The organism is Micromonospora sp. NPDC049240, assembly GCF_040647835.1.
Lineage (GTDB): Bacteria > Actinomycetota > Actinomycetes > Mycobacteriales > Micromonosporaceae > Micromonospora.
In genome coordinates, this window is record NZ_JBEZCX010000024.1 from 1 (window position 1) to 20159 (window position 20159).

General features: G+C 75.1%; 20 protein-coding genes. 6 read left to right on the forward strand and 14 right to left on the reverse strand.

What is annotated here, in order from left to right:
* The coding region (locus AB0B02_RS27880) for a glycosyltransferase family 4 protein (RefSeq protein WP_357305197.1) at positions 1-1053 on the forward strand (1053 nt) is incomplete at its 5' end.
* A gap of 178 nt (positions 1054-1231) precedes the next feature.
* Here the strand turns inward: AB0B02_RS27880 and AB0B02_RS27885 are convergent.
* The 4 genes from AB0B02_RS27885 to AB0B02_RS27900 all read right to left on the reverse strand — a co-directional run bounded on the left by AB0B02_RS27885 (position 1232) and on the right by AB0B02_RS27900 (position 6272).
* The gene (locus AB0B02_RS27885; protein WP_281940622.1) at positions 1232-2515 is read right to left on the reverse strand and encodes a citrate synthase; all 1284 of its coding nucleotides are present in this window, start codon (positions 2513-2515) and stop codon (positions 1232-1234) included.
* Positions 2516-2667: 152 nt separating this feature from the next.
* Positions 2668-4710 carry a sulfatase-like hydrolase/transferase gene (locus AB0B02_RS27890; protein WP_357305200.1) on the reverse strand — a complete coding sequence of 681 codons (2043 nt, stop codon included), beginning with the start codon at positions 4708-4710 and terminating at the stop codon, positions 2668-2670.
* Positions 4703-6118 carry a class I SAM-dependent methyltransferase gene (locus tag AB0B02_RS27895; protein ID WP_281940618.1) on the reverse strand — a complete coding sequence of 472 codons (1416 nt, stop codon included), beginning with the start codon at positions 6116-6118 and terminating at the stop codon, positions 4703-4705. Before AB0B02_RS27895 ends, AB0B02_RS27890 begins: the two co-directional genes overlap by 8 nt.
* 4 nt (positions 6119-6122) lie before the next feature.
* A complete protein-coding gene (locus AB0B02_RS27900) occupies positions 6123-6272 on the reverse strand; it encodes a hypothetical protein (protein WP_281940615.1) in 150 nt (49 codons plus the stop codon).
* Positions 6273-6452: 180 nt separating this feature from the next.
* On the opposite strand from AB0B02_RS27900, the gene AB0B02_RS27905 reads away from it, so the two are divergent.
* Entirely contained in the window at positions 6453-6851 is a 399-nt protein-coding gene (locus tag AB0B02_RS27905) for a VOC family protein (protein WP_281940612.1), read from the forward strand.
* Positions 6852-6932: 81 nt separating this feature from the next.
* Here AB0B02_RS27905 and AB0B02_RS27910 read toward each other — a convergent pair whose 3' ends face one another.
* The 5 genes from AB0B02_RS27910 to AB0B02_RS27930 all read right to left on the reverse strand — a co-directional run bounded on the left by AB0B02_RS27910 (position 6933) and on the right by AB0B02_RS27930 (position 13610).
* A complete protein-coding gene (locus AB0B02_RS27910; protein WP_281940610.1) occupies positions 6933-7670 on the reverse strand; it encodes a helix-turn-helix transcriptional regulator in 738 nt (245 codons plus the stop codon).
* A 92-nt stretch (positions 7671-7762) separates the two neighbouring features.
* Entirely contained in the window at positions 7763-8977 is a 1215-nt protein-coding gene (locus tag AB0B02_RS27915) for a glycosyltransferase (protein ID WP_357305378.1), read from the reverse strand.
* Positions 8978-8989: 12 nt separating this feature from the next.
* Positions 8990-11338, reverse strand: a complete 2349-nt coding sequence (locus AB0B02_RS27920) for a glycosyltransferase family 39 protein (protein ID WP_357305206.1) — start codon at positions 11336-11338, stop codon at positions 8990-8992.
* A 45-nt stretch (positions 11339-11383) separates the two neighbouring features.
* Positions 11384-12877 (reverse strand): ATP-binding protein, encoded by a 1494-nt coding sequence (locus tag AB0B02_RS27925; RefSeq protein ID WP_281940607.1) that lies wholly within the window; start codon positions 12875-12877, stop codon positions 11384-11386.
* Positions 12855-13610, reverse strand: a complete 756-nt coding sequence (locus tag AB0B02_RS27930) for a response regulator transcription factor (RefSeq protein WP_281940605.1) — start codon at positions 13608-13610, stop codon at positions 12855-12857. The genes AB0B02_RS27925 and AB0B02_RS27930 overlap by 23 nt, the downstream gene beginning before the upstream one ends.
* Before the next feature lie 215 nt (positions 13611-13825).
* Here AB0B02_RS27930 and AB0B02_RS27935 point away from each other — a divergent pair, with 215 nt between their 5' ends.
* On the forward strand, positions 13826-14638 hold the full coding sequence (locus tag AB0B02_RS27935; RefSeq protein ID WP_281940603.1) for an alpha/beta fold hydrolase: 813 nt from the start codon (positions 13826-13828) through the stop codon (positions 14636-14638).
* 61 nt (positions 14639-14699) lie between these two features.
* Here AB0B02_RS27935 and AB0B02_RS27940 read toward each other — a convergent pair whose 3' ends face one another.
* Entirely contained in the window at positions 14700-14924 is a 225-nt protein-coding gene (locus AB0B02_RS27940) for a hypothetical protein (protein WP_281940601.1), read from the reverse strand.
* A 135-nt stretch (positions 14925-15059) separates the two neighbouring features.
* On the opposite strand from AB0B02_RS27940, the gene AB0B02_RS27945 reads away from it, so the two are divergent.
* Positions 15060-16007 carry a serine/threonine-protein kinase gene (locus tag AB0B02_RS27945; RefSeq protein ID WP_357305211.1) on the forward strand — a complete coding sequence of 316 codons (948 nt, stop codon included), beginning with the start codon at positions 15060-15062 and terminating at the stop codon, positions 16005-16007.
* 64 nt (positions 16008-16071) lie between these two features.
* Positions 16072-16500, forward strand: coding sequence for an OsmC family protein (locus AB0B02_RS27950; protein ID WP_107155495.1), 429 nt, complete (start codon positions 16072-16074; stop codon positions 16498-16500).
* 9 nt (positions 16501-16509) lie between these two features.
* Here AB0B02_RS27950 and AB0B02_RS27955 read toward each other — a convergent pair whose 3' ends face one another.
* Positions 16510-17460: an endonuclease/exonuclease/phosphatase family protein gene (locus AB0B02_RS27955; protein WP_357305216.1), complete on the reverse strand. Its 951-nt coding sequence runs from the start codon at positions 17458-17460 to the stop codon at positions 16510-16512.
* 547 nt (positions 17461-18007) lie between these two features.
* Between AB0B02_RS27955 and AB0B02_RS27960 the strand changes: the two genes are divergently transcribed.
* Positions 18008-18649 (forward strand): hypothetical protein, encoded by a 642-nt coding sequence (locus tag AB0B02_RS27960; protein WP_281942632.1) that lies wholly within the window; start codon positions 18008-18010, stop codon positions 18647-18649.
* Positions 18650-18665: 16 nt separating this feature from the next.
* Here the strand turns inward: AB0B02_RS27960 and AB0B02_RS27965 are convergent, their stop codons facing one another.
* The 3 genes from AB0B02_RS27965 to AB0B02_RS27975 form a co-directional block, all read right to left on the reverse strand.
* On the reverse strand, positions 18666-19142 hold the full coding sequence (locus AB0B02_RS27965; RefSeq protein ID WP_281940595.1) for an ATPase: 477 nt from the start codon (positions 19140-19142) through the stop codon (positions 18666-18668).
* A gap of 121 nt (positions 19143-19263) precedes the next feature.
* Positions 19264-19710, reverse strand: a complete 447-nt coding sequence (locus tag AB0B02_RS27970; protein ID WP_281940593.1) for a response regulator — start codon at positions 19708-19710, stop codon at positions 19264-19266.
* Positions 19711-19780: 70 nt separating this feature from the next.
* Entirely contained in the window at positions 19781-20128 is a 348-nt protein-coding gene (locus AB0B02_RS27975; protein ID WP_281940591.1) for an STAS domain-containing protein, read from the reverse strand.
* Positions 20129-20159: the final 31 nt, after the last annotated feature.

Sequence of the window (20159 nt, forward strand, 5' to 3'; positions counted from 1 at the left end):
ACCATGGCGTTCAACCACACGCTCACCCGGGCCGCGCTGCGCGCCGCCGAGTCCGGCGCGTACGACGTGATCCACGCCCACGACTGGCTGGTCGCGCACACCGCCATGACGCTGCGCGAGCACCTGGACGTGCCGCTGGTGACCACCATCCACGCCACCGAGGCGGGCCGGCACCAGGGCTGGCTGCCCGAGGAGATGAACCGCACCATCCACGGCGTCGAGCACTGGCTGGCCAGCGAGTCCGGCCGGGTGATCGTCTGCTCCGGCTACATGCGCGACGAGGTCGGCGCGCTGTTCGGCGTGGACGCGGCCCGGGTCGACGTGGTCCCCAACGGCGTCGAGCCGCACCGCTGGCGGGTGCCCGCCTCGGCGGTCGCCGCCGCCCGGACCCGCTTCGCCGCCGACGGGCCGCTTGTCACGTTCGCCGGTCGGCTGGTCTACGAGAAGGGCGTGCAGCACCTGCTGGCCGGGCTGCCCCGGCTGCGGGAACGGCACCCCGGGCTGCGCGCAGTGATCGTCGGCGACGGGCCGTACAAGGCGGAGCTGGAGGCCGAGGTGCACCGGCTCGGGTTGGGCGACACGGTCAGCATGCCCGGGTTCCTCGGCGGCACCGACCTGCCCGCGGTGATGGCCGCCTCGGACTGCTTCGCGGTGCCCAGCATCTACGAGCCGTTCGGCATGGTCGCGCTGGAGGGCGCTGCCGCGGGCGCGCCGCTGGCGGTGTCGCGTACCGGCGGGTTGGCCGAGATCGTCGAGCCGGGCGTCACCGGGATGACGTTCGCCCCGCAGGACCCGGACGGGCTGGCCGAGGCGGTGCACGCGCTGCTCTCCGACACCGACCGGGCCCGCGCGCTGGCCCGGCGGGCCCGCGCCATGGTGCACGAGCAGTACGGCTGGTCGGCCATCGCGTCCCGCACGGCCGCCGCGTACGCCGCCGCGATCGCCGGTGACCCGGCGTTCACCGCCGCCCGCACCGAGCAGCGAATGGCCGCCGGCCGCGCCCTGCCCCCGCTCCCCGCCGGCAACCTCCTCACCGCCGCCGGCCTGCGGTGAAAGGAGGGGCCCCCTGTTAACGCCTGCGGTATAGCAGGGGCCCCTTCTCACCACCCCGCGCCCCGGAGCACGGAAAAGGCCGCCGACCCGATCGGGTCGGCGGCCTTCGCGTCGGCCGTCGTTTGAGAAGGGGCCCCATCTATGCCTGAGGCGTTAACAGGGGGCCCCTCCTTACACGTCAGCGGTTGGCGGCGGGGACGTAGTCCCGCTCCGGGGCGCCGGTGTAGATCTGCCGCGGGCGACCGATCTTGGTCTCCGGGTCGTTGATCATCTCGCGCCACTGGGCGATCCAGCCGGGCAGCCGGCCCAGCGCGAACAGCACCGTGAACATCTTCGTCGGGAAGCCCATGGCCTTGTAGATCAGGCCGGTGTAGAAGTCCACGTTCGGGTAGAGCCGCCGGGAGACGAAGAAGTCGTCGGCGAGCGCGATCTCCTCCAGCTGCATCGCGAGGTCCAGCAGCGGGTCCGGCTTGGCCATCCGGCCGAGCACGTCCTGGGCGGCCTTCTTCACGATCGCGGCCCGCGGGTCGTAGTTCTTGTAGACCCGGTGGCCGAAGCCCATCAGCTTCACGCCGTCCTGCTTGTCCTTCACCTTCTGCACGAAGGTGCGGACGTCGCCGCCGTCGGCCTGGATCTTCTGGAGCATCTCCAGCACGGCCTGGTTGGCGCCGCCGTGCAGCGGGCCGAACAGCGCGTTCACGCCGGCCGAGACGGAGGCGAACAGGTTGGCGTTGCTGGAGCCGACCAGCCGCACGGTCGAGGTGGAGCAGTTCTGCTCGTGGTCGGCGTGCAGGACGAACAGCATGTCCAGCACGCGGGCGACGACCGGGTCGACCTCGTACTGCTCGGCCGGCACGCCGAACGTCATCCGGAGGAAGTTCTCGACGTAGCCGAGCGAGTTGTCCGGGTACAGCAGCGGCTGGCCGATCGACTTCTTGTACGCGTACGAGGCGATGGTCGGGACCTTCGCCATCAGCCGCACCATGGACATCTCGACGTGCTCGGAGTCGAACGGGTCCAGGCTGTCCTGGTAGAACGTCGAGATGGCGCTGACGGCCGAGGAGAGCACCGCCATCGGGTGCGCATCGCGGGGGAAACCGTCGAAGAAGCGACGCATCTCCTCGTGCAGCAGCGAGTGCCGCCGGATCCGCTCGCTGAACTCGGTGAGCTCCGTCTGGGACGGCAGCTCGCCGTAGATCAGCAGGTAGGAGACCTCCAGGAAGGAGGACTTCTCGGCCAACTGGTCGATCGGGTAGCCGCGGTACCGCAGGATGCCCGCGTCACCGTCGATGTAGGTGATCGCGGACGAACAGGACGCGGTGTTGACGAAACCGGGGTCGTACGTGGTCATCCCGGTTTCCTTGAGCAGCTTGCTCACCCCGATCCCGGCGGGGCCCTCGACCGCGGACTGCACCGGCATCGACAGCTGCCCACCGGGGTGGTCGAGCTTGACTTCCGTCATCTGTTCCTCGCTTCGCCGGCAAGATCTTCGTTGAATTGCCTTCGCTTCTACCGTAATCACGGTATGGGGGACAACGCTCGGCATGGTTTCGCAGGTGAGGTATGCGTCACTGATTCCCGAGTTGCCGGGGCGGAAACCGGCCGCGGGGCCGGTCAGGACAGGTCGAGCCGCCGCGGCGTCCCGCCGGCGTCGAGGCGGTACAGGTCGAGGCGGTTGGCGCCGGCGGCGAAGAGCCGGTCGTCGGGGAGGAACGCGGCGAACCGCCGGCCGCCGGCGTCCCGCGACACCACCGGCACCACCGCGCCGACCGTGCCGTTGACCGCCACCGCGAGCCGGGTGCCGTCCGGCACGGCGTCGGGCACGGTGCCCCAGACCAGCGCCGGCAGCCCCCGCGCCGGGTCGACCGCGGCGAACGCGGCCCGGTTCGCGACCGTGGCCGTGCCACCGGGGGGCGCGTCGGAGAGCCGCGTGCCGACCAACGGGTCGACGGCCGGCAGCGGCACCGGTGCGGGCACCCCGCCGGTGATCGTCACCGGCTGGCCGGGCCGGTCGTAGAAGCGCTTGTCGGCCCGCCCGCGCGGGGCGGCCCTCGCCGGGACGCCGTCCATCCGCCAGGGCACCCGGACGTGGGTCTCGTCGGCGATGGTGGGCAGCAGGTCCACGTGCTCCCAGTTGCGGTCGTCGACCCGGCCGGCCCGCTGGCCGGGCTCCTTGACGAACATCGGCACCCAGGCCACCTCGTTCGCGGCGTGGTTTATGGCGTCCATCCCCCGGCCCTGCCAGCCCTGGCGGAAGCTCACCCCGTGGTCCGCGGTGACCAGCACCAGCGCCTGGTCGTAGAGGCCGGTGGCGCGCAGCGTCCGCAGCGTCTCGCCGATCAGCCGGTCGGTGTAGCCGAGCTGGGCCAGGTGCCGGGCACGGGCCACGTCCACCCAGCCGGCGCCGTCGTTGGGCAGGTCCTCCGGCGCGTCGTAGTGCGCCCCGGACGGCAGGTACGCCCACGGTGAGTGCGGCATCAGCAGGTGCAGGAAGTGCAGCGTGGGGCGGTCGGCGGGGCGCAGCCCGGCGAGGAACGAGGTGAACCGGGCCGGCTGGTTGTCGTCGAGCGTGTCCCAGCGGAACTTCGGGTCGTCGGGCACCGGTTCGGCGGCGTCGAGCCCGGCCTCGGCCGCGGTCTGCTCCCGGTACGAGTCCTCCGGGTCGACCCGGCTGTCCACCGGTGCGGTGAGCTGGCGCAGCAGCTTGCCGCTCTCCCGGGCCAGCACGCCGATCCCCTGCTGCGGGCTGGCCGGTTGCTCGCAGCGGCTGGGCGGGCAGAGCCGGGTGATGCTCTCCTGCGCCCTGATCTGGTAGAGGCCGCCGAGCGCGGTGAACAGGTTGTCCGGATACTGCGAGTAGTGCGGCGCCACGGCCCGGTCCGGGTAACGGCCGGTGAGCATGGCCGGCAGCGCGTAGGGCGTCCAGCCGCTGACGCCGGTGGCGTTGCGGTACCACGTCGAGCCGGCGGCCAGCGCGGCGAAGTTCGGGTAGCGGGCGGCGTCGATCCGCCCGTCCGGGCCGAGCAGCGACACCAGCGGCAGCTCGTCCAGCACGATCATGACCACCGGCGGGTGGCTGCCCGCGCCGGCCGTGCCGGCGGCGCCGCCGTCGCCGGGGGGCAGCACCACCGCCGAGGCCGGCGACGCGAACAGGAACAGCCCGACGAAGACCACCGGGCCGGCCGCGGCCACCCGCAGCACCCGGCGCAGCGCCCGCCACCGCCGGTGCGCGACCGCCGCGAGCGCGCCGGCCCCGCCGGCCACCACCAGCAGCGGTACGCCCCGAAGCGGCGTCAGGTGGCGGCCCACCTGGACCGCGAGCGCGGCGAGCAGCAGCCCGACCAGCACGGTGTGCACCGCCGCCCGGGTGACCCGGCCGCCGAGCAGTGCCAGGGCGCCGAGCGCCGCGAACGGCAGCGTGGGCGCCAGCGCGACCAGCGCGACCAGGAGCAGCACGTCGGTCCGGGAGGCGCGGTGGAACAGGAAGAAGTCGGGGCTGCGACCGAGCACGTCGAGCAGCGGCTGGGTGACCACGAGGCCGACCAGCGCCGTCACCTCGGCCAGCCGCGCCGCCTCGGCCCGCCACGGGCCCCGCCGTCGGGGCGCGTCGGTGCCGGCCGGACGGTCCCGTGGTGGGGCGAGGGTGTCCTCAGCCACCCACCACCACCTGGTAGAGCGTGCGGGTGCCGGAGGGCAGCTCGGCGCGCGCCACCACCCGCCCGCGCCGGGCCAGCAGCGCCTCGAACGCGTCCCGCCGGTAGTCGGGGAAGAGACCGTCCGGCTTGTTGGCCAGCAGCCGGCGGGCCATCGGGTCGTCCGGGTGGACGAACTCCACCACCAGGCTGCCGCCGGGCTCGGTGAGCGCGGCGAGCTGGTCGAGCACGTCGGGCAGCGGCACGTTCCGACCGATCGCCAGGTGGTGCACCAGGGCCAGGGCGAGCACCAGGTCGGCGCGCGCCCGGTCGACGAACGCGGCCCGCTCGACGCCGCGCCAGCCGCCGCCCGGCGACGGGTCGGCCAGGTCCATCACCAGCGGCAGGATCCGTCCCTCGCCCTCGTCGCACAACGCGCGGTAGAGCGCGTCGACCACGCCCGGGTCCTGCTCGACGGCGACCACGTACGCGGCGTGCCGGGCCGCGACGCGGGCGTACCGGCCGTCGTTGGCGCCCAGGTCCAACGCCGAGTGCGGGGCGGTGGCGGCCACCGCCCGGTCGACGAAGTCCTCCTTGGCCTGCCGGTCCGGCACCGAGTACGCGCAGGTGCGCTGGTAGTCCGCCCAGTGGCTGTCGCGGGGCCGGTGGTCGAGCCGGCGGACCAGCCGGGTCAGCCCGCGTACGGTGGCCAGGGCCAGCTCGCGGGAGAACCCGGCGGCGCGGAGCTGGGCGCGGACGGCGCTGCTGCTGGCGTCGGCGTGGCGGGCCTGCATCGCGCCGTGCAGGTGCACGTGGGTGGGCACCCCGGCCCGCCAGCGGCGGGCGCCGGCGAACAGGCGGCGCATCTGGTCCGGCTCGACGCCGTCGATCCGGGCCCGCAGGAACGGCTGGAAGTCCAGCCCGAGGTGGGCCTGGATGAGCAGCGGGTAGAGCAGCGTCTGGCAGAACTGCCGGTAGCCGGCCCAGGGTTCGCCGTCGCGAAGCGCCTCGAACGAGCCGACGTCGATGAACACCGGCCGGACGCCGCGCCACTGCACGTTGTAGGCCGACCCGTCCTTGGTGGTGAAGCCGGCCTCCAGTGCGGCGCGCAGCACGTCCAGGTGCAGCAGCGCCGCGTCGCGCAGCATCGCGTACGGCCACTCGTAGGGGTGGGAGACGAACGGGATGCGGTCGTGCCGCAGCACCGCGGCCCAGGGCACGTCGACCGGGGTCGGGACGAGTTCCTCGGTGCCGACCAGGTGGCCGGCGGCGGTGAGGTCGCGGAAGAAGTCGCTGGCGGACAACGCCCGCCAGTCCCGGGCGGACCGCTCGTCGAGGCCGCGCAGCACCTCCCCGGCCCGATGGAAGACCTGGTTGCCGGGGTCGCGGAAGGAGCCGGGTTCGACACGGACGCCGGTGTCGGGAACCGTCATGCCGTCAGCCCCGGTCGGTGGGCTGGCGACGGAACCGGGTCACCAGGCGCCGCCAGTAGAGCTTGGCGGCCACGGCCACTCCGGCCACCCCGCCGACCACCGCCTGCACGATGAGACTGCCGGATCCCGCGTCCAGGTAGGCCAGGTGCGTCACGGCTGCTTTCCTTCCCTCGCCGGTCATCGGAGCACCGCCCGGAACGCGAGCTTTACTCCTCAACGCCGGACTTGTCCCCTACGGTACGCGCCTGACCGGACACGCGCGGCCACACCGGGCACTCCTCCCCCGTCCGATCCGTTCAAGACGGGCCGGCCCGGGGCCGCCTACCGTGGCGGCATGACACCGCAGTTCGATCTCGTCGGGACCGTCGTCACCGACATGGCCCGCACGCTCGACTTCTACCGCCGGCTGGGGCTGCCGATCCCGGCCGGCGCCGAGACGGAACCGCACGTCGAGGTCGCCCTCCCCAACGGGGTACGGCTGGCCTGGGACACCGTCGACACCATCCGCGGCTTCCATCCCGGCTTCACACCGCCCGCCGGCAGCCCGCGGATGAGCCTGGCCTTCCGCTGCGCCGACCCGGCCGAGGTGGACCGCTGGTACGCCGAGCTGACCGCCGCCGGCCACCACGGGGAACTGCCGCCGTGGGACGCGGTCTGGGGCCAGCGGTACGCGGTCCTGCACGATCCGGACGGCAACGGTGTGGACCTGTTCGCGCCGCTGACGACCGACTGACCGGCACCCGCCGCATCGTTCGCCGGCCGACCGGCCGGGCCACCCGGTCGGCCCGCCAGTCGTCGCGCTCCGGCCCGCCGGTCAGTCGGCGGACGGGGTGAGCAGCCGGGTCGGTGGGACGCCGGTCAGCTCGCGCACGTCGCGGGTGAGGTGGGCCTGGTCGGCGTACCCGGATCGCACGGCGACCTCGGCGAGCGGCACGCCGCGTCGGGCCAGGTCCAGCGCGCGCCCCATGCGCAGGATGCGGGCCAGCGTCTTCGGGCCGTACCCGAAGAGGGCCCGGCTGCGCCGGTGCAGCGCCCGCGCGCCGAGGCCGACCTCGGCGGCGGTCGCCGCGACCGTGGCGCCGGCGGCCAGCCGGGCGGCCACGTGCGCGCCGAGCGGGTCGGGCCCACCGGCGGCCCGCAAGCGCGCCCGCGCCACCTCCTCCAGGATCGTGGCGCCGGCGTCGCACCAGTCGGCCGCGCACCGCGCACCGCCCGGGTCGATGGCCGCCCGGATCCGGTCGGCCGGCTCCACGGCGGCGCGGCCCCACAGGTCGGCGAGCGGGACGCGGCGGTCCCGCAACTCCTCGGCGGGCACCCCGAACACGGCCGGGCCGACGCCCGGCGGCAGGCGCAGCCCGATCCACCGCTCCCCCGGCGCCGACCACGACACCTGGGCCACCCGGTCCGGCCCGGCCACCAGCAGCCCGGCCCGACTGGACCAGAGCAGGTCCAGACACCCGTCCGGCAGCACGCGGACCGGCCCCGCGCCGGACGAGACGCTCGCCCAGCGCACCGCCGCCGGAATCCCCACCGCCGCCCGTTCCCGGTACATCCGTCCACCCTGCCACCCACCGTCGATCATGAGGTTGGCGGCAGGCGTCGCGGCGCGTCGCGGCCGCCAACCTCATGATCGACGAGGTGGGGTCAGGGGCGGTGGTGCAGCGCCAGCCGCAGCAGCAGGAAGCGCAGCGCGGTGGCGGCCAGGTTCGCCGCCACCAGGACGGCCAGCTCGACCGCGCGCGGCGGGACCGTCACGGCGTGCAGGACGGCCAGCGAGCCGCTGGTCAGGGCCAGACCGAGCGCGAACGCGAGCAGCCCCTGGAGGTGGTGCCGGCCGGCGTGGCGGCGACCGGTGACGCCGAACGTGAGCCGGCGGTTGGCCGCCGTGTTCGCCACCGCGGTCAGCAGCAGCGCCAGCAGGTTCGCCGGTTGCGCGCCGAGCGGGCCGCGGGCCAGCAGGAAGAGCACCAGGTACGCGAGCGTGCTGGCCACCCCGACCGCGGCGAAGCGGACGAGCTGGCCGGGCAGCCCGACCGGCACCTGTGCCGGCGGCGCCGGCAGCGGCGCCCGGCCGAGCTGGGCGCGCAGCCGGGCCAGCGGCAACGCGCCGGTGACCAGCGCCCGGACCAGCCGCCCGATGCCGCGCAGGTCGGCCAGGGCGGTGGCGACGATGTCGACCCGGCTGTCCGGGTCGTCCACCCAGTCCACCGGCACCTCGTGGATCCGCAGCCCGGCCCGCTGGGCGAGCACCAGCAGCTCGGTGTCGAAGAACCAGCCGGTGTCCTGGACCAGCGGCAGCAGCTCGGCCGCCACGTCGGCGCGGATCGCCTTGAACCCGCACTGCGCGTCGGAGAAACGCACCGCCAGCGTGCCGCGCAGCAGCAGGTTGTAGCCGCGGGAGATCACCTCCCGCTTGGTGCCCCGGACCACCCGGCTGGTGCGGGCCAGCCGGGTGCCGATGGCCAGGTCGGAGTGACCGGACAGCAGCGGCGCGACAAGCGGCAGCAGCGCGGCCAGGTCGGTCGAGAGGTCCACGTCCAGGTACGCCAGCACCGGCGCCGGCGACACCGACCAGGCGGCCCGCAGCGCCCGGCCCCGGCCCTTCTCCGCCAGGTGCAGCACACCGACCTCGGGCAGCTCGGCGGCGAGCGCCTCGGCCACCGCCAGGGTGCCGTCGGAGCTGGCGTTGTCGGCCACCGTGATCCGGAACGGGTACGGGAACTGGGCGGTCAGGTACGCGTGCAGCCGCCGGACGCAGGGGCCGAGGTCGACCTCCTCGTTGTGGACCGGGACCACCACGTCCAGCACCGCGCCCTCGGCGGTGGGCCGGGCCTGCACGGCGGCCCGGGGCTCCGGCATGAGGATCATGGATCAGCCCTGCTTTCCGCTGCTCAGGTCGTACACGGTCACCCCGTCGACGGTGGTCGCGGTGAAGTTCTCGGCGACCCAGGCGGCGATCTCGGTCGACGCGCTGCTGCCGCCGTTGGCCCGGAACCCGCCGCCGCCGAGGAACCAGTGGATCCGGCCGTCGGCCACGTACCGCTGGAACTCGGCGAGCGTCGGCGACGGGTCGCTGCCGTTGAAGCCGCCGATCGGCATCACCGGCTCGCCGGTGGCGAGCTGGTAGCCGGAGGCGTTGTTCGAGCCGATCGTGGCCGCGACCCAGGTGTAGTCCTCGGCGTCGGCCGTGAGCAGCGCCGTCATCTCGGCGCTCGGCTCGCGCGCGTCGAGCAGTCCGCCCATGCCGCCGCCGCGTTGCCCACGCCCGCCGTCCTGACCGGCGCCGCCGTTCGGTCCGATCCCGCCGTTCGGTCCGGTCCCGCCGTTCGGTCCGCCGGGAGTGCCGGGTGCCTGGCCGCCGTCGGGGAAACCCGGGAACGCGCCGTTCTGGCCGCCCGGGAAGCCCGGGAACCGACCGTTCCCGCCGCCCGGGAAGCCGGGGAACGCGCCGCCGGGGAACTCCCCGCCGCCCGGCATCCGCCCGCCGGGGAAGCCGCCCCGGCCGCCCGGCCCGAAGCCACCCACCACGTCAGGACCCGCGCTCGGGATCGAGCCGGTGTGCGGGGTCGCCGCGGTCTGCGCCGCGTACGCGGCCGGCCCGGCCACTCCCGCCGCCATCCCCAGCGCCGCCACCCCGGTCACCACCCCGCGCGTCCACCACCGGCCCGCCCGGCCCGAGGTGACCGAGGAGTTCGCGTCATCGTGCGGCGCCCTGGCCGGCACGAAGCCCTTGATCACCGGGAGGTCGAGGAGCGCCAGGAGGACGGCGGCGGTCAGGCCGGTCGCCAGCACGGCCGGGCGCAGCCAGGGCTGCCAGTCGGGGCTGCGGCCGAGCAGGCGCCAGGACCACCAGACGGTGACCGCCAGCGCGCCGGCCAGCACCAGCGTGGCGGCGTATCCACGCCAGCGGTTCCCGGCCGGGACGTGCCCGGCGGGCGTGGTCGCCGGGGTGTAGCCGGCAGCGGACCGGGTGGGCGCCGTGCGGGCCCGCCAGAGCTGGGTGACCCCGATGCCGACCAGGGCGCCGACGGCGGGCGCCAGCGCGACCGTGTAGTAGGCGTGGAAGATGCCGGACATGAAGCTGAAGATCAACCCGGTGACCAGCAGCCAGCCGCCCCAGAGCAGCAGGCCGGCCCGCCGCCGGTCGGTGCGCGCCGCCCGCCCGGCCAGCCACAGGCCGGCCACCAGCAGGACCAGCGCGGCCGGCAGCAGCCAGGAGATCTGCCCGCCGACCTCGGTGTCGAACATCCGCAGCAGACCCGTCTGGCCCGAGAACGGTCCGCCGCCCCCACCGCCCGGCCGACCGCCCCCGCCGACGCTGCCCACCTCGTCACCGGTGATCCGGCCCAGGCCGTTGTACCCGAGCGTCAGCTCCAGGATGCTGTTGTGCTGCGAGCCGCCGATGTACGGGCGGGCGCTCGCCGGCACCAGTTCCACGACCGCCACCCACCAGCCGGCGGAGACCAGCACCGCCAGCCCGGCCAGCAGCAGTTGCCGGATCCGCCGGCCGAGTCCGGTCGGCGCGGCCAGCAGGTAGACGGCGGCGAACACCGGGATCACCAGGAACGCCTGGAGCATCTTGGTGAGGAAGCCGAGGCCGACCAGCACGCCGGCCAGCGCGAGCCACCGGGTGCTCGCGGTCTCGACCGCCCGGACCGTGGCGTACGCGGCGGCCAGCAGCAGGAACACCAGCAACGCGTCGGGGTTGTTGAACCGGTACATCAGCGTGGCCACCGGCGTGAGCGCCAGCACCGCGCCGGCGAGCAGGCCGGCCGTCGGGCCGTACCAGCGGCGGACGGTCGCGTACAGCACGGCGACCGAGGCGACGCCGAGCAGCGCCTGCGGCACCAGGATCGACCAGCTGCTCAGCCCGAAGACGCGGACCGACAGCGCCATCAGCCAGAGCGAGGCCGGCGTCTTGTCCACGGTGATCGAGTTGGCCGCGTCCGAGGAGCCGTAGAAGAACGCCTGCCAGCTCTCCGAGCCGGCCTGCGCGGCGGCCGAGTAGAACGCGTTGCCCCAGCCGGAGGCGCCCAGTCCCCACAGGTAGAGCAGGCCGGTGGCGACCAGCAGGCCGACCAGGGCCGGGCGCGCCCAGCGCGGGTCGCGGCCGGGCGGCTCCGCCGCGGTCGGGGCCGACTCCGGTACGGGGGTGGTGGCCGGCCCGGTCGCGGACGGTCCACCCGTCGGCGCGGTCAGCAGGCTCTCGGTTCTGTCCATGCCGGCAAGCCTCGGAGGGCCCGCTGACCCACCCCCGTGAACGACCTATGCGTCCGCTGTGGATCCCGGCAGCCAGACGGTGAACGCGGTGTGGCCGGGGCGGCTGGCCACCTCGACCCGGCCGTGGTGGGCCTCCACCACGGCGGCGACGATGGCCAGCCCCAGACCGGTGCTGCCGTGCGCGCGGGAGCGGGAGCTGTCACCGCGGGCGAACCGTTCGAACACCTCCGGTTGCAGCTCGGCCGGGACGCCCGGCCCGTCGTCGGTGACCCGCAGCTCCACGCCGTCCGGGGCGGGGGACAGCCGGGTGGTGACGGTGGTGCCGGCCGGGGTGTGCACCCGCGCGTTGGCGAGCAGGTTCGTCAGCACCTGGTGCAGCCGGTGGCCGTCGCCGGTGACGGTGAGCGGCTCGTCCGCCAGGTCGAGCTGCCAGTGGTGCTCCGGGCCGGCCACGTGCGCGTCGCTGACCGCGTTCACCGCCATGGCGGTCAGGTCGACCGGCTCGGCGGCCAGCGGTCGGCCGGAGTCCAGCCGGGCGAGCAGCAGCAGGTCGTCCACGAGGCTGGTCATCCGGGTGCTCTCCGACTCGACCCGGCGCAACGCGTGCGCCACGTCCGGTGGCACCTCCTGCCGGCCGCGCCGGGCCACCTCCGCGTACCCCCGGATGGCGGCCAGCGGCGTCCGCAGCTCGTGGCTGGCGTCGGCGACGAACTGGCGTACCCGGGTCTCGCTGGCCTGCCGGGCGGCGAGCGCGGCGGCGACGTGGCCGAGCATCCGGTTGAGCGCGCCCCCGACCTGCCCGACCTCGGTGCGCGGGTCGGTGTCGGCGGCCGGCACCCGGACCGACAGCGCCACCTCGCCCCGGTCCAGCGGCAGCTCGGCGACCCGGGCCGCGGTGGCCGCGACCCGGGTCAGCGGCCGCAACGTGCCCCGGACGATCAGCGCGCCGAGGCCGCCGGCGATGACCAGGCCGGCCCCGATCACCCCGGCCTGGGCGACGACCATCCACATGACCGTCTCGTCGACCTCGGACAGCGGGATGGCGAAGACGAGGACGTCGCCGTCGGGCATCTGCCGAGCCACCGCCCGGTAGTCACCGCGCCCGGCCAGCGCGATCGTGCGCGGCGCGGCGTCGGGACGGAGCCGGGCCAGTGGCGCCACCTCCCCCACCGGCACCGTGGCCGGCTGCGTGGCCGCCTGCCGGAACGCCAGGTCGACCTTCCCGTCGACGACCCGCGCCGCCACGGACTCGGCCGGGTAGCCGGGTGGGAAACCCGGACGGAAGGTGCTCGGTCGCTCCTGCGGCAGCTCGAACGGCGAGGGCTGCCGCACGTGCCGGCGGGACTCGCCGCCGGTGAGCTGGTCGTCGATCCGCCCGATGAGGAAGTGTCGCAGCGCGACCGTGGTCAGGCCGCCGATGCCGACGCTGACCAGCGCCAGCAGCGCCACCACGGAGAGCACCAGGCGGCGGCGCAGCGACCAGCCGGCCAGCCGGCGACGCAGCCGCCCGCCGTGGTCACTCCGCGGGCTTGAGGACATAGCCCGCGCCGCGCAGCGTATGGATCATCGGCGCGCGGCCCGCGTCGATCTTCTTGCGCAGGTACGAGATGTACAGCTCGACCACGTTGGCCTGGCCGCCGAAGTCGTAGTTCCAGACCCGGTCGAGGATCTGCGCCTTGCTGAGCACCCGGCGCGGGTTGCGCATCAGGTAGCGCAGCAGCTCGAACTCGGTGGCGGTGAGCGTGATCAGGGCGTCGCCGCGGCGCACCTCGTGGCTGTCCTCGTCGAGGCTGAGGTCACCGACGGTCAGCACCGCCTCCTCCCGGGCGGCGACCGCGAACCCGGAGCGGCGCAGCAGGGCGCGCAGCCGGGCGATCACCTCCTCCAGGCTGAACGGCTTGGTGACGTAGTCGTCACCACCGACGGTGAGCCCGGCGACGCGTTCCTCCACCGCGTCCCGGGCGGTCAGGAACAGCACCGGCACGCTCGGCGACTGCTCGCGCAGGCGACGCAGCACCTGGAAGCCGTCCAGGTCGGGCAGCATCACGTCGAGCACCACGGCGTCCGGCCGGAACTGGCGGGCCGCGCTGATCGCCGCCATCCCGTTGCCGGCGGTGGTGACCTGCCAGCCCTCGTAGCGCAGGGCCATCGAGAGCAGGTCGGTGAGCGTCGGCTCGTCGTCCACCACCAGCACGCGCACCGGCTCGCCGTCCGGTCGGCGCAGCTCGATCCGGCCCTGCGCGGCCTGCCCGTTCATGACCATGCTCCCCATCGTGGGCGCGCCGACTGTACCGGCGCTGTCCCGTTCCTGTGTACCAGCTGTGCCGGCGGCGCGTGGCCATCCGGCGCAGCGATCCGGTCTTCCCCGACCGGGCTACCCGGTGGTAACTTGCCGGGCATGTCCATCGATGGCCGCCCCGCCGACGGGCTGACGCCGGCGACCGGCGCGGCCCGGGGCTCCGGCGCCCGCACGTCGCCGGCCGGGCCGTGACCACGCCGGCTCCCCGCCCCGACGTGGAGGTGGTCTTCGAGCGGCGCGGCGCCGGGCCGGCGCTGGTGCTGCTGCACGGCATCGGCCACCACGGCGGCGCCTGGCTGCCGGTGCTGGACCGGCTCGCCGGGACGCACGACGTGATCGCCGTCGACCTGCCCGGCTTCGGCCGCTCCCCGGTGCCCGCCGCCGGCCTGCCCGCCGACATGCCCGGGCTGGTGGCCGGCATGGTCGACCTCTTCGCCGCGCTCGGGCTGGACCGGCCGCACGTGGCCGGCAACAGCCTCGGTGGGGCGATCGCGCTGGAGCTGGCCGCCATCGGCGCGGTCGCCTCGGCCACCGCACTGTCGCCGGCCGGCTTCTGCACCGCACGCGAGCTGCGCTGGGCGCTCACCGTGCTCAGCCTGCACCGCAGCGCGGCCCGGCTGCCCGAGCCGGTGCTGCGTCACCTGTTCGCCGCGCCGGCGCTGCGGGCCCTGGCGATGGGCATGATCCTGGCCCGGCCGGACCGGTTGACGCCGGACGTGGCGCTCGCGGACGCCCGCGCGCTGCGCCGGGCGCGCGCGTTCCGCGCCGTCGCCCGGGCCGGCCGGGGGTACGCGTTCGCCGGGCGGCCCACCGTCCCGGTGACGGTCGCCTGGGGCACCCGGGACCGCATCCTGCCCCACCGGCAGGCCGCGCTGGCCCGCACCCGGCTGCCCACCGCCCGGCACCTCGACCTCCCCGGCTGCGGGCACGTGCCGATGCACGACGACCCGGAGCTGGTCGCCGCCGTCATCCTCGGCACCACAGGTGTCCGGCCGGCCTGAGCCGTCCACGCCGCACCCGGGGCCGGCGGCCACGCCGCACCCTCGCCGGACGCGACCGGGACTACTCGGTGGCGCCGAACGGGTCGGTGCGCACGTAGCGCATCGTCCAGCCCTCCGGGCCGGCCCGGTCACCCCGCTCGTAGAGATGGTCCGCCACGTCGGTGGGCGGCTGCTCGGGGTGGCGCAAGATCCACCGGCGTGGCGGCGCGCCGTCCGGATCCGCCGGCAGGTCCCGGGCCACGTCGTCGGCCGGACCGCCGACGAACCGTACGCGCACCAGCGCCACCGCTCACTCTCCGTTCCGACGTCGACACTCCCGCTCGCGAAGCTACCCCGCCGGCCGGGCCGCTCCCGGCGGTTTGCACAGCTCGGAGCCCGGGTAGCGGGTCCGGGGGGACCGGACGAGAACAGGGAGTGGTCGATGAGGACGCTGGGCGGGCGGTACGAGCTCGAACAGCGCGCGGCCGTGGGCGGCATGTCGGAGGTGTGGCGGGCACACGACCGGGTGCTGGACCGGACCGTGGCGATCAAGCTGATCTCGCCGGGGCTGGACGGCGACGCCGGTTCGGTGGAACGGATCCGGGCCGAGGCCCGCTCGGCGGCGCGACTGGTCCACCCGAACGTGGCCAGCGTGCACGACTTCGGCACCGCCACGCTGCCGGACGGCCGGCCGGTGCCCTACATCGTGATGGAGCTGGCCGAGGGCGAGACGCTCGCCGCGCACCTGCGCGCCGGCCCGCTGGACTGGCGCATCGCGGTGCGGGTCTGCGCCGAGGTGTGCGCCGCGCTGGCCGCCGCGCACGGACACGGCATCGTGCACCGGGACGTGAAGCCGGCGAACGTGATCCTCACCCCGTCCGGTGTGAAGGTGCTCGACTTCGGCATCGCCACCCCGGCCGGCGCGCCCGACCACACCCCGGAGGGGGTCGTGGTGGGCACCCCGGCGTACCTCGCCCCGGAGCAGCTCGACCGGCAGCCGGCCACCCCGGCCGCCGACATGTACGCGCTCGGCGTGCTGCTCTACTACTGCCTGAGCGGCCGGCTGCCGTACGACGCCGCCAGCACCAGCCAACTGCTCGGCGCGCGCCGCCGCCTGCCGCCCCGGCCGCTGCCGGAGGTCCCCGGGCTGCCGGCCGAGGTGGCCGAGCTGTGCGAGCGCTGCCTCGACTCCGACCCCGCCGGGAGGCCGACCAGCCCGATGGCCGCGCTGCTGCTGGCCGAGGCGGTCGACGCCCGCATCTACGTGCCGATGACCGTGGTGCTGCCCCGGCAGCGGATCGGCGAGACCTCGCCGTGGACCGGGCGGGCCGCCGCCGAGGCGACCGAGGCGATGGCCGTGGACGCCGCCACGAGCGGGCGGATCCGCTGAGCGTACTGCGGTTTCGCCCGTCGGCGGCCGGGAACGCGGGCCGGTGAGTGACGGGAGGAACGCGATGCCGGATCCGAGTTCCTGGCTGGCCGAGACGGCCACGGCGACCGCGGCGGGCGGTCACGTACGCACCGACGACGGCGGTCTGTCCTCCGCCCTGGCGTCCCCGCTGGCGCCGCACTGCTCCGGCCTGACGCCGGAGCAGTTGTTGGCCGCCGCGTTCGCCTCCTGCCTGCACCACGCCGCGGTGGAGGCGGCCGGCGAGATCACCGACGAGGCGCACACCGTGCAGGTGACCGCCGAGGCGAAGCTGGGTCGCGACGACGACGGCCGCTACCGGGCCGACGTGCACGCCGAGATCTCCTCGGCCGGGCTCAGCCGGGACCAGCTCGCCGAGTTGGTCGCGTACGCCGACCGGCTGTGGCCGTTCTCCAGCGGTGACCCGAGCCGGCACCGGCTCACGGTCACCCCGGCCGAGAACGGCCGCCACTGAACACCCGACTCACCACCGGAAGCCGGCGGTCACCGCGCGGTGGTCGGTGTCCGGCGTGTGCACCACGCCGGCGGCGGTCGGGGTGAGCCCCCGGTAGAGCACGTGGTCCGGGCGGGTCACCGGCACCTCCGCCGGCCAGGTGAAGCCGAAACCCTGCCCGGCCTCGGCCTGCGCGTCGCCGAGCAGTCGGGTCAGCGGGTCGAAGACCCGGTCGGTGGTGGCCGTGTTCAGGTCGCCGAGCACCACCAGCCGGTCGGCCGGGTCGGCACGGACGGCGCGGGCCAGCGCCGCCACCGTCTCGTCGCGGGTGGTGGTGTGGCCGGCGCGGGCGGAGCCGAGGTGGACGACGTACACGGTCAGGTCGCCCTGCGGGGCGGCCACCACGGCACGCAGCGCGCGGTCCCAGCCCAGGCCGGTGTCCACGCCGTGCGTCTCGCGGATCGGCCAGCGGCTCCACAGCGCCACGGTGGAGACGGCCGTCCGGTGCGGGTAGCGGCCGGCCAGCGCGGGCGCGATCCGCTCCCCGTCGTCGACCTCCTGCAACCCGATCAGGTCCGGGGCGTCGGCGGCCAGCGCGCCGACGGTGGCGGCCGGGTCGGGGTTGCCGGCCCGCAGGTTCTGGCTGGCCACCCGCACCGCGGTCCCGTCGGCGTCGGCCGCCGGGGGCAGCCAGGCCCGGCCGAAGAGCCCGGCCCAGACCAGCGCCGGCACCAGCACGGCGAGCAGCGCGCGGCGGGAGCGGCGCAGCAGCGCCGCGAGCCCGAGCAGGGGTACGCCGAGACCGAGCAGCGGGGTGGCGCTGTCCACCAGGCTGCCCAGGCCGTGCACGTTGGGCACCGCCCGGTGCCCGACCAGCAGCACGGTGAGCAGCACGGCGCAGGAAACGATGATCAGGCCCCGTCGCCCCCGCCGGCCGGCGGGCTCACCGGCGGCCCGGTCGTCGACCATCTGCTCCGTCACCGTCGGAATCGTATCGAGCGCCCGGGCGCCCGGTGCGCCGGATTCCAGTGCCCGCACCGGTCCCGCCGGTGGCGGGGTGGAGATGGCCGGCCTCGGCGGGTCGGAGTCGATCACGTGGCCGGGCGACCGGCGGCTCCTCCCCCGATCGGAGGAGGTCGCCACGCCGCGACGCGCTGACGGTCGCGCGCCCGGATCGTCCCGTCGAATCCGCCACGACCGACTTTACGGAGACAAGAGGTTCGACAGTTTGGTGATTCACTGACGGTTATGCCGGAGCGGATTCCGGCAAACTGTGGCGCATGCCACCAACCACCCCGATGGCAAGCGCCGAGAAGCTTTCTAGCCTCGGCGGGTGCATCCCGACCACCGCGCCCCCCAGTCATCGCCCGCGAACCGCCCGGTTGGCCGAACGATCGACCCGGCATCGGCCGAACGGCGAGTGGGACGGCACCGCGCCCCGGAGCCAACCCGGCGCGGCGCGGTCCGCTCCGTCCCCGGCCGGATCGCGGTGGCCACCGGCGTCACCTGCTGCCTCGGCCTGATCGGCATGGCCGGCGTCGGCGAGGCCGCCCAGCCGACCGTGGAGGTACGCGAGGCGCTCGCCGACCGGGCCGCCGTCGAGCAGCGCGCCTCCCGCGACTTCACCCGGGCGGCGCCCCCCGCCGTCGCCCCGGCGTCGCCCGTCCCGGTCGCCACGCCGAGCCCGACGCCGGATCGCAAGAAGCCACCGCGGAAGGTGGTCCGCCCGAAGCACCCGCGTCCCGTCGCCGGCCTGGACCAGCGGCAGATGGACAACGCGAAGGCCATCGTCGACGTCGGCCGGGACATGCGCCTGCCGCGCCGGGCGATGGTGGTGGCGGTGGCCACCGCCATGCAGGAGAGCGACCTGTACAACCTGGCCAGCGACGTGCTGCCCGAGTCGTTCGACCAGCCGCACCAGGGCAGCGGCTCCGACCACGACTCGGTCGGGCTGTTCCAGCAGCGCCCGAGCAGCGGGTGGGGCACGGTCGCCGAACTCATGCGACCGGCGTACGCGGCCCGGGCGTTCTACGCCGCGCTGGCCGACGTGCCGGGCTGGGCGGACATGAGCGTCACCGGCGCGGCCCAGGCGGTGCAGATCTCCGCGTTCCCCGACGCGTACGCGAAGCACGAGAAGCGGGCCACCACGGTGGTGGCGGCGCTGTCCTGAGGCCCGGAGCGTCGTCTCACCGGCCGGCGGCGGCGGTGGGGGTGTCGGCGGGCACGCGGGCGCCGGAGAGGATCTCGTCGACCCGGGCCTCGCGGCGGCGGCGGGCCAGCAGCGCGGCCTCGAACTCGCGGCGCGCCCGCAGCGCCTCCGCGTACGCCTCCTCCCGCACCAGGCGGGCCTCCTCGCGCGCGGCGTCCAGCTCGGCGCGCGCCCGGGCCACCAGGTCGGCGGCCTCCCGCTCGGCGGCCGACGGGCCGGCCGGGGCGTCGGCGTCCGACGGGTCGGCCGGAACAGGCCGGTCAGCCGGCGCGGCGCGGCGCCGCAGATAGTCGCAGAGGTGCCCGGCGTCCAGCCGGATCCGGTCCCACTCCCGACCCGCCCCCGCGACGCCCTCCGCACGCGCCGCCAGCCGGCGCAGCCGGAGATCCAGCTCGTCCAGGCAGGCATCCACCTGGCGCCGGTCGTAACCGGCCTCCACCACCGAGAACCTCATGCTGTCGCCCCCCAGGCAGCCGGCGTGCGTCCCCCACCTGACGATCCTGCGGGGCGGGCCGGACCGCCGTCGGCCGTTCACCGGAAATGTTCAGCATCCGGACACCGGGACGCGCGGGTCGTCAGGAGTGCTTGGGGAGCACGACCACCCGGCCGAAGAACTCGTCGATGCGGCGCACCACGTCGTTGAAGTCGTCCAGGTCGATCGGCTTGGTCACGTACGCGTTGGCCTGGAGGGTGTAACTGCTCACCACGTCCGTGTCGGCGTTGGAGGTGGTCAGCACCACGATCGGGATGCTTCGGAGGTTCTCGTCCCGCTTGACCTCGCCGAGCACCTGCCGCCCGTCCATCCGCGGCATGTTGAGGTCCAGCAGGATGACGTCCGGTCGCTGCGCCCCGGTGTGCCGGCCCTCGCGACGGAGGAACTCCATCGCCTCCTCGCCGTCGGCGACCACGTCGATGACCTTCTCGACGTCCGACTCCTCGAGCGCCTCCTCGATCATCAAGACGTCACCCGGATCGTCGTCCACCACCAGGATGCGGACGGGGCTCGAACTGGGCTGACCCATGGGGCTACCTGCTTCGTCTCGGGGAGGGCACCGGCCGCGCGACCGGACGCTGGGCGGGAAATCTATCCGATCAGGAGCCGGCCGACCGCGTCGGGTCGGCCGTGTCGCGGTCGTGGCGCAGCACCTCGGCCAGCCCGGTCACCTGAAGCACCCGGGCCACCCGGCCGGTCGCTCCGGTGAGCCGCAGCCAGCCACCGTCGGCGGCGACGAGATTGTCCCCACGGACGAAGGCGGCGATGCCCGTCGAGTCGCAGAACGTCAGCTCGGTGAGGTCGAGCAGCAACTCGCGGCGGCCGTCGGCGACCAGCCGGTCGATCTCGGCGGTCAGCTCCCCGGCCGTGCTCAGGTCCAGTTCACCGGCGAGCCGGAGGCAGGTGACGCCCTGGTCCCGCCGGGCGGACGTGACGGTGAACGTCACCGTGGCCCCTCTCGCTCCCACCGCAGGCGAA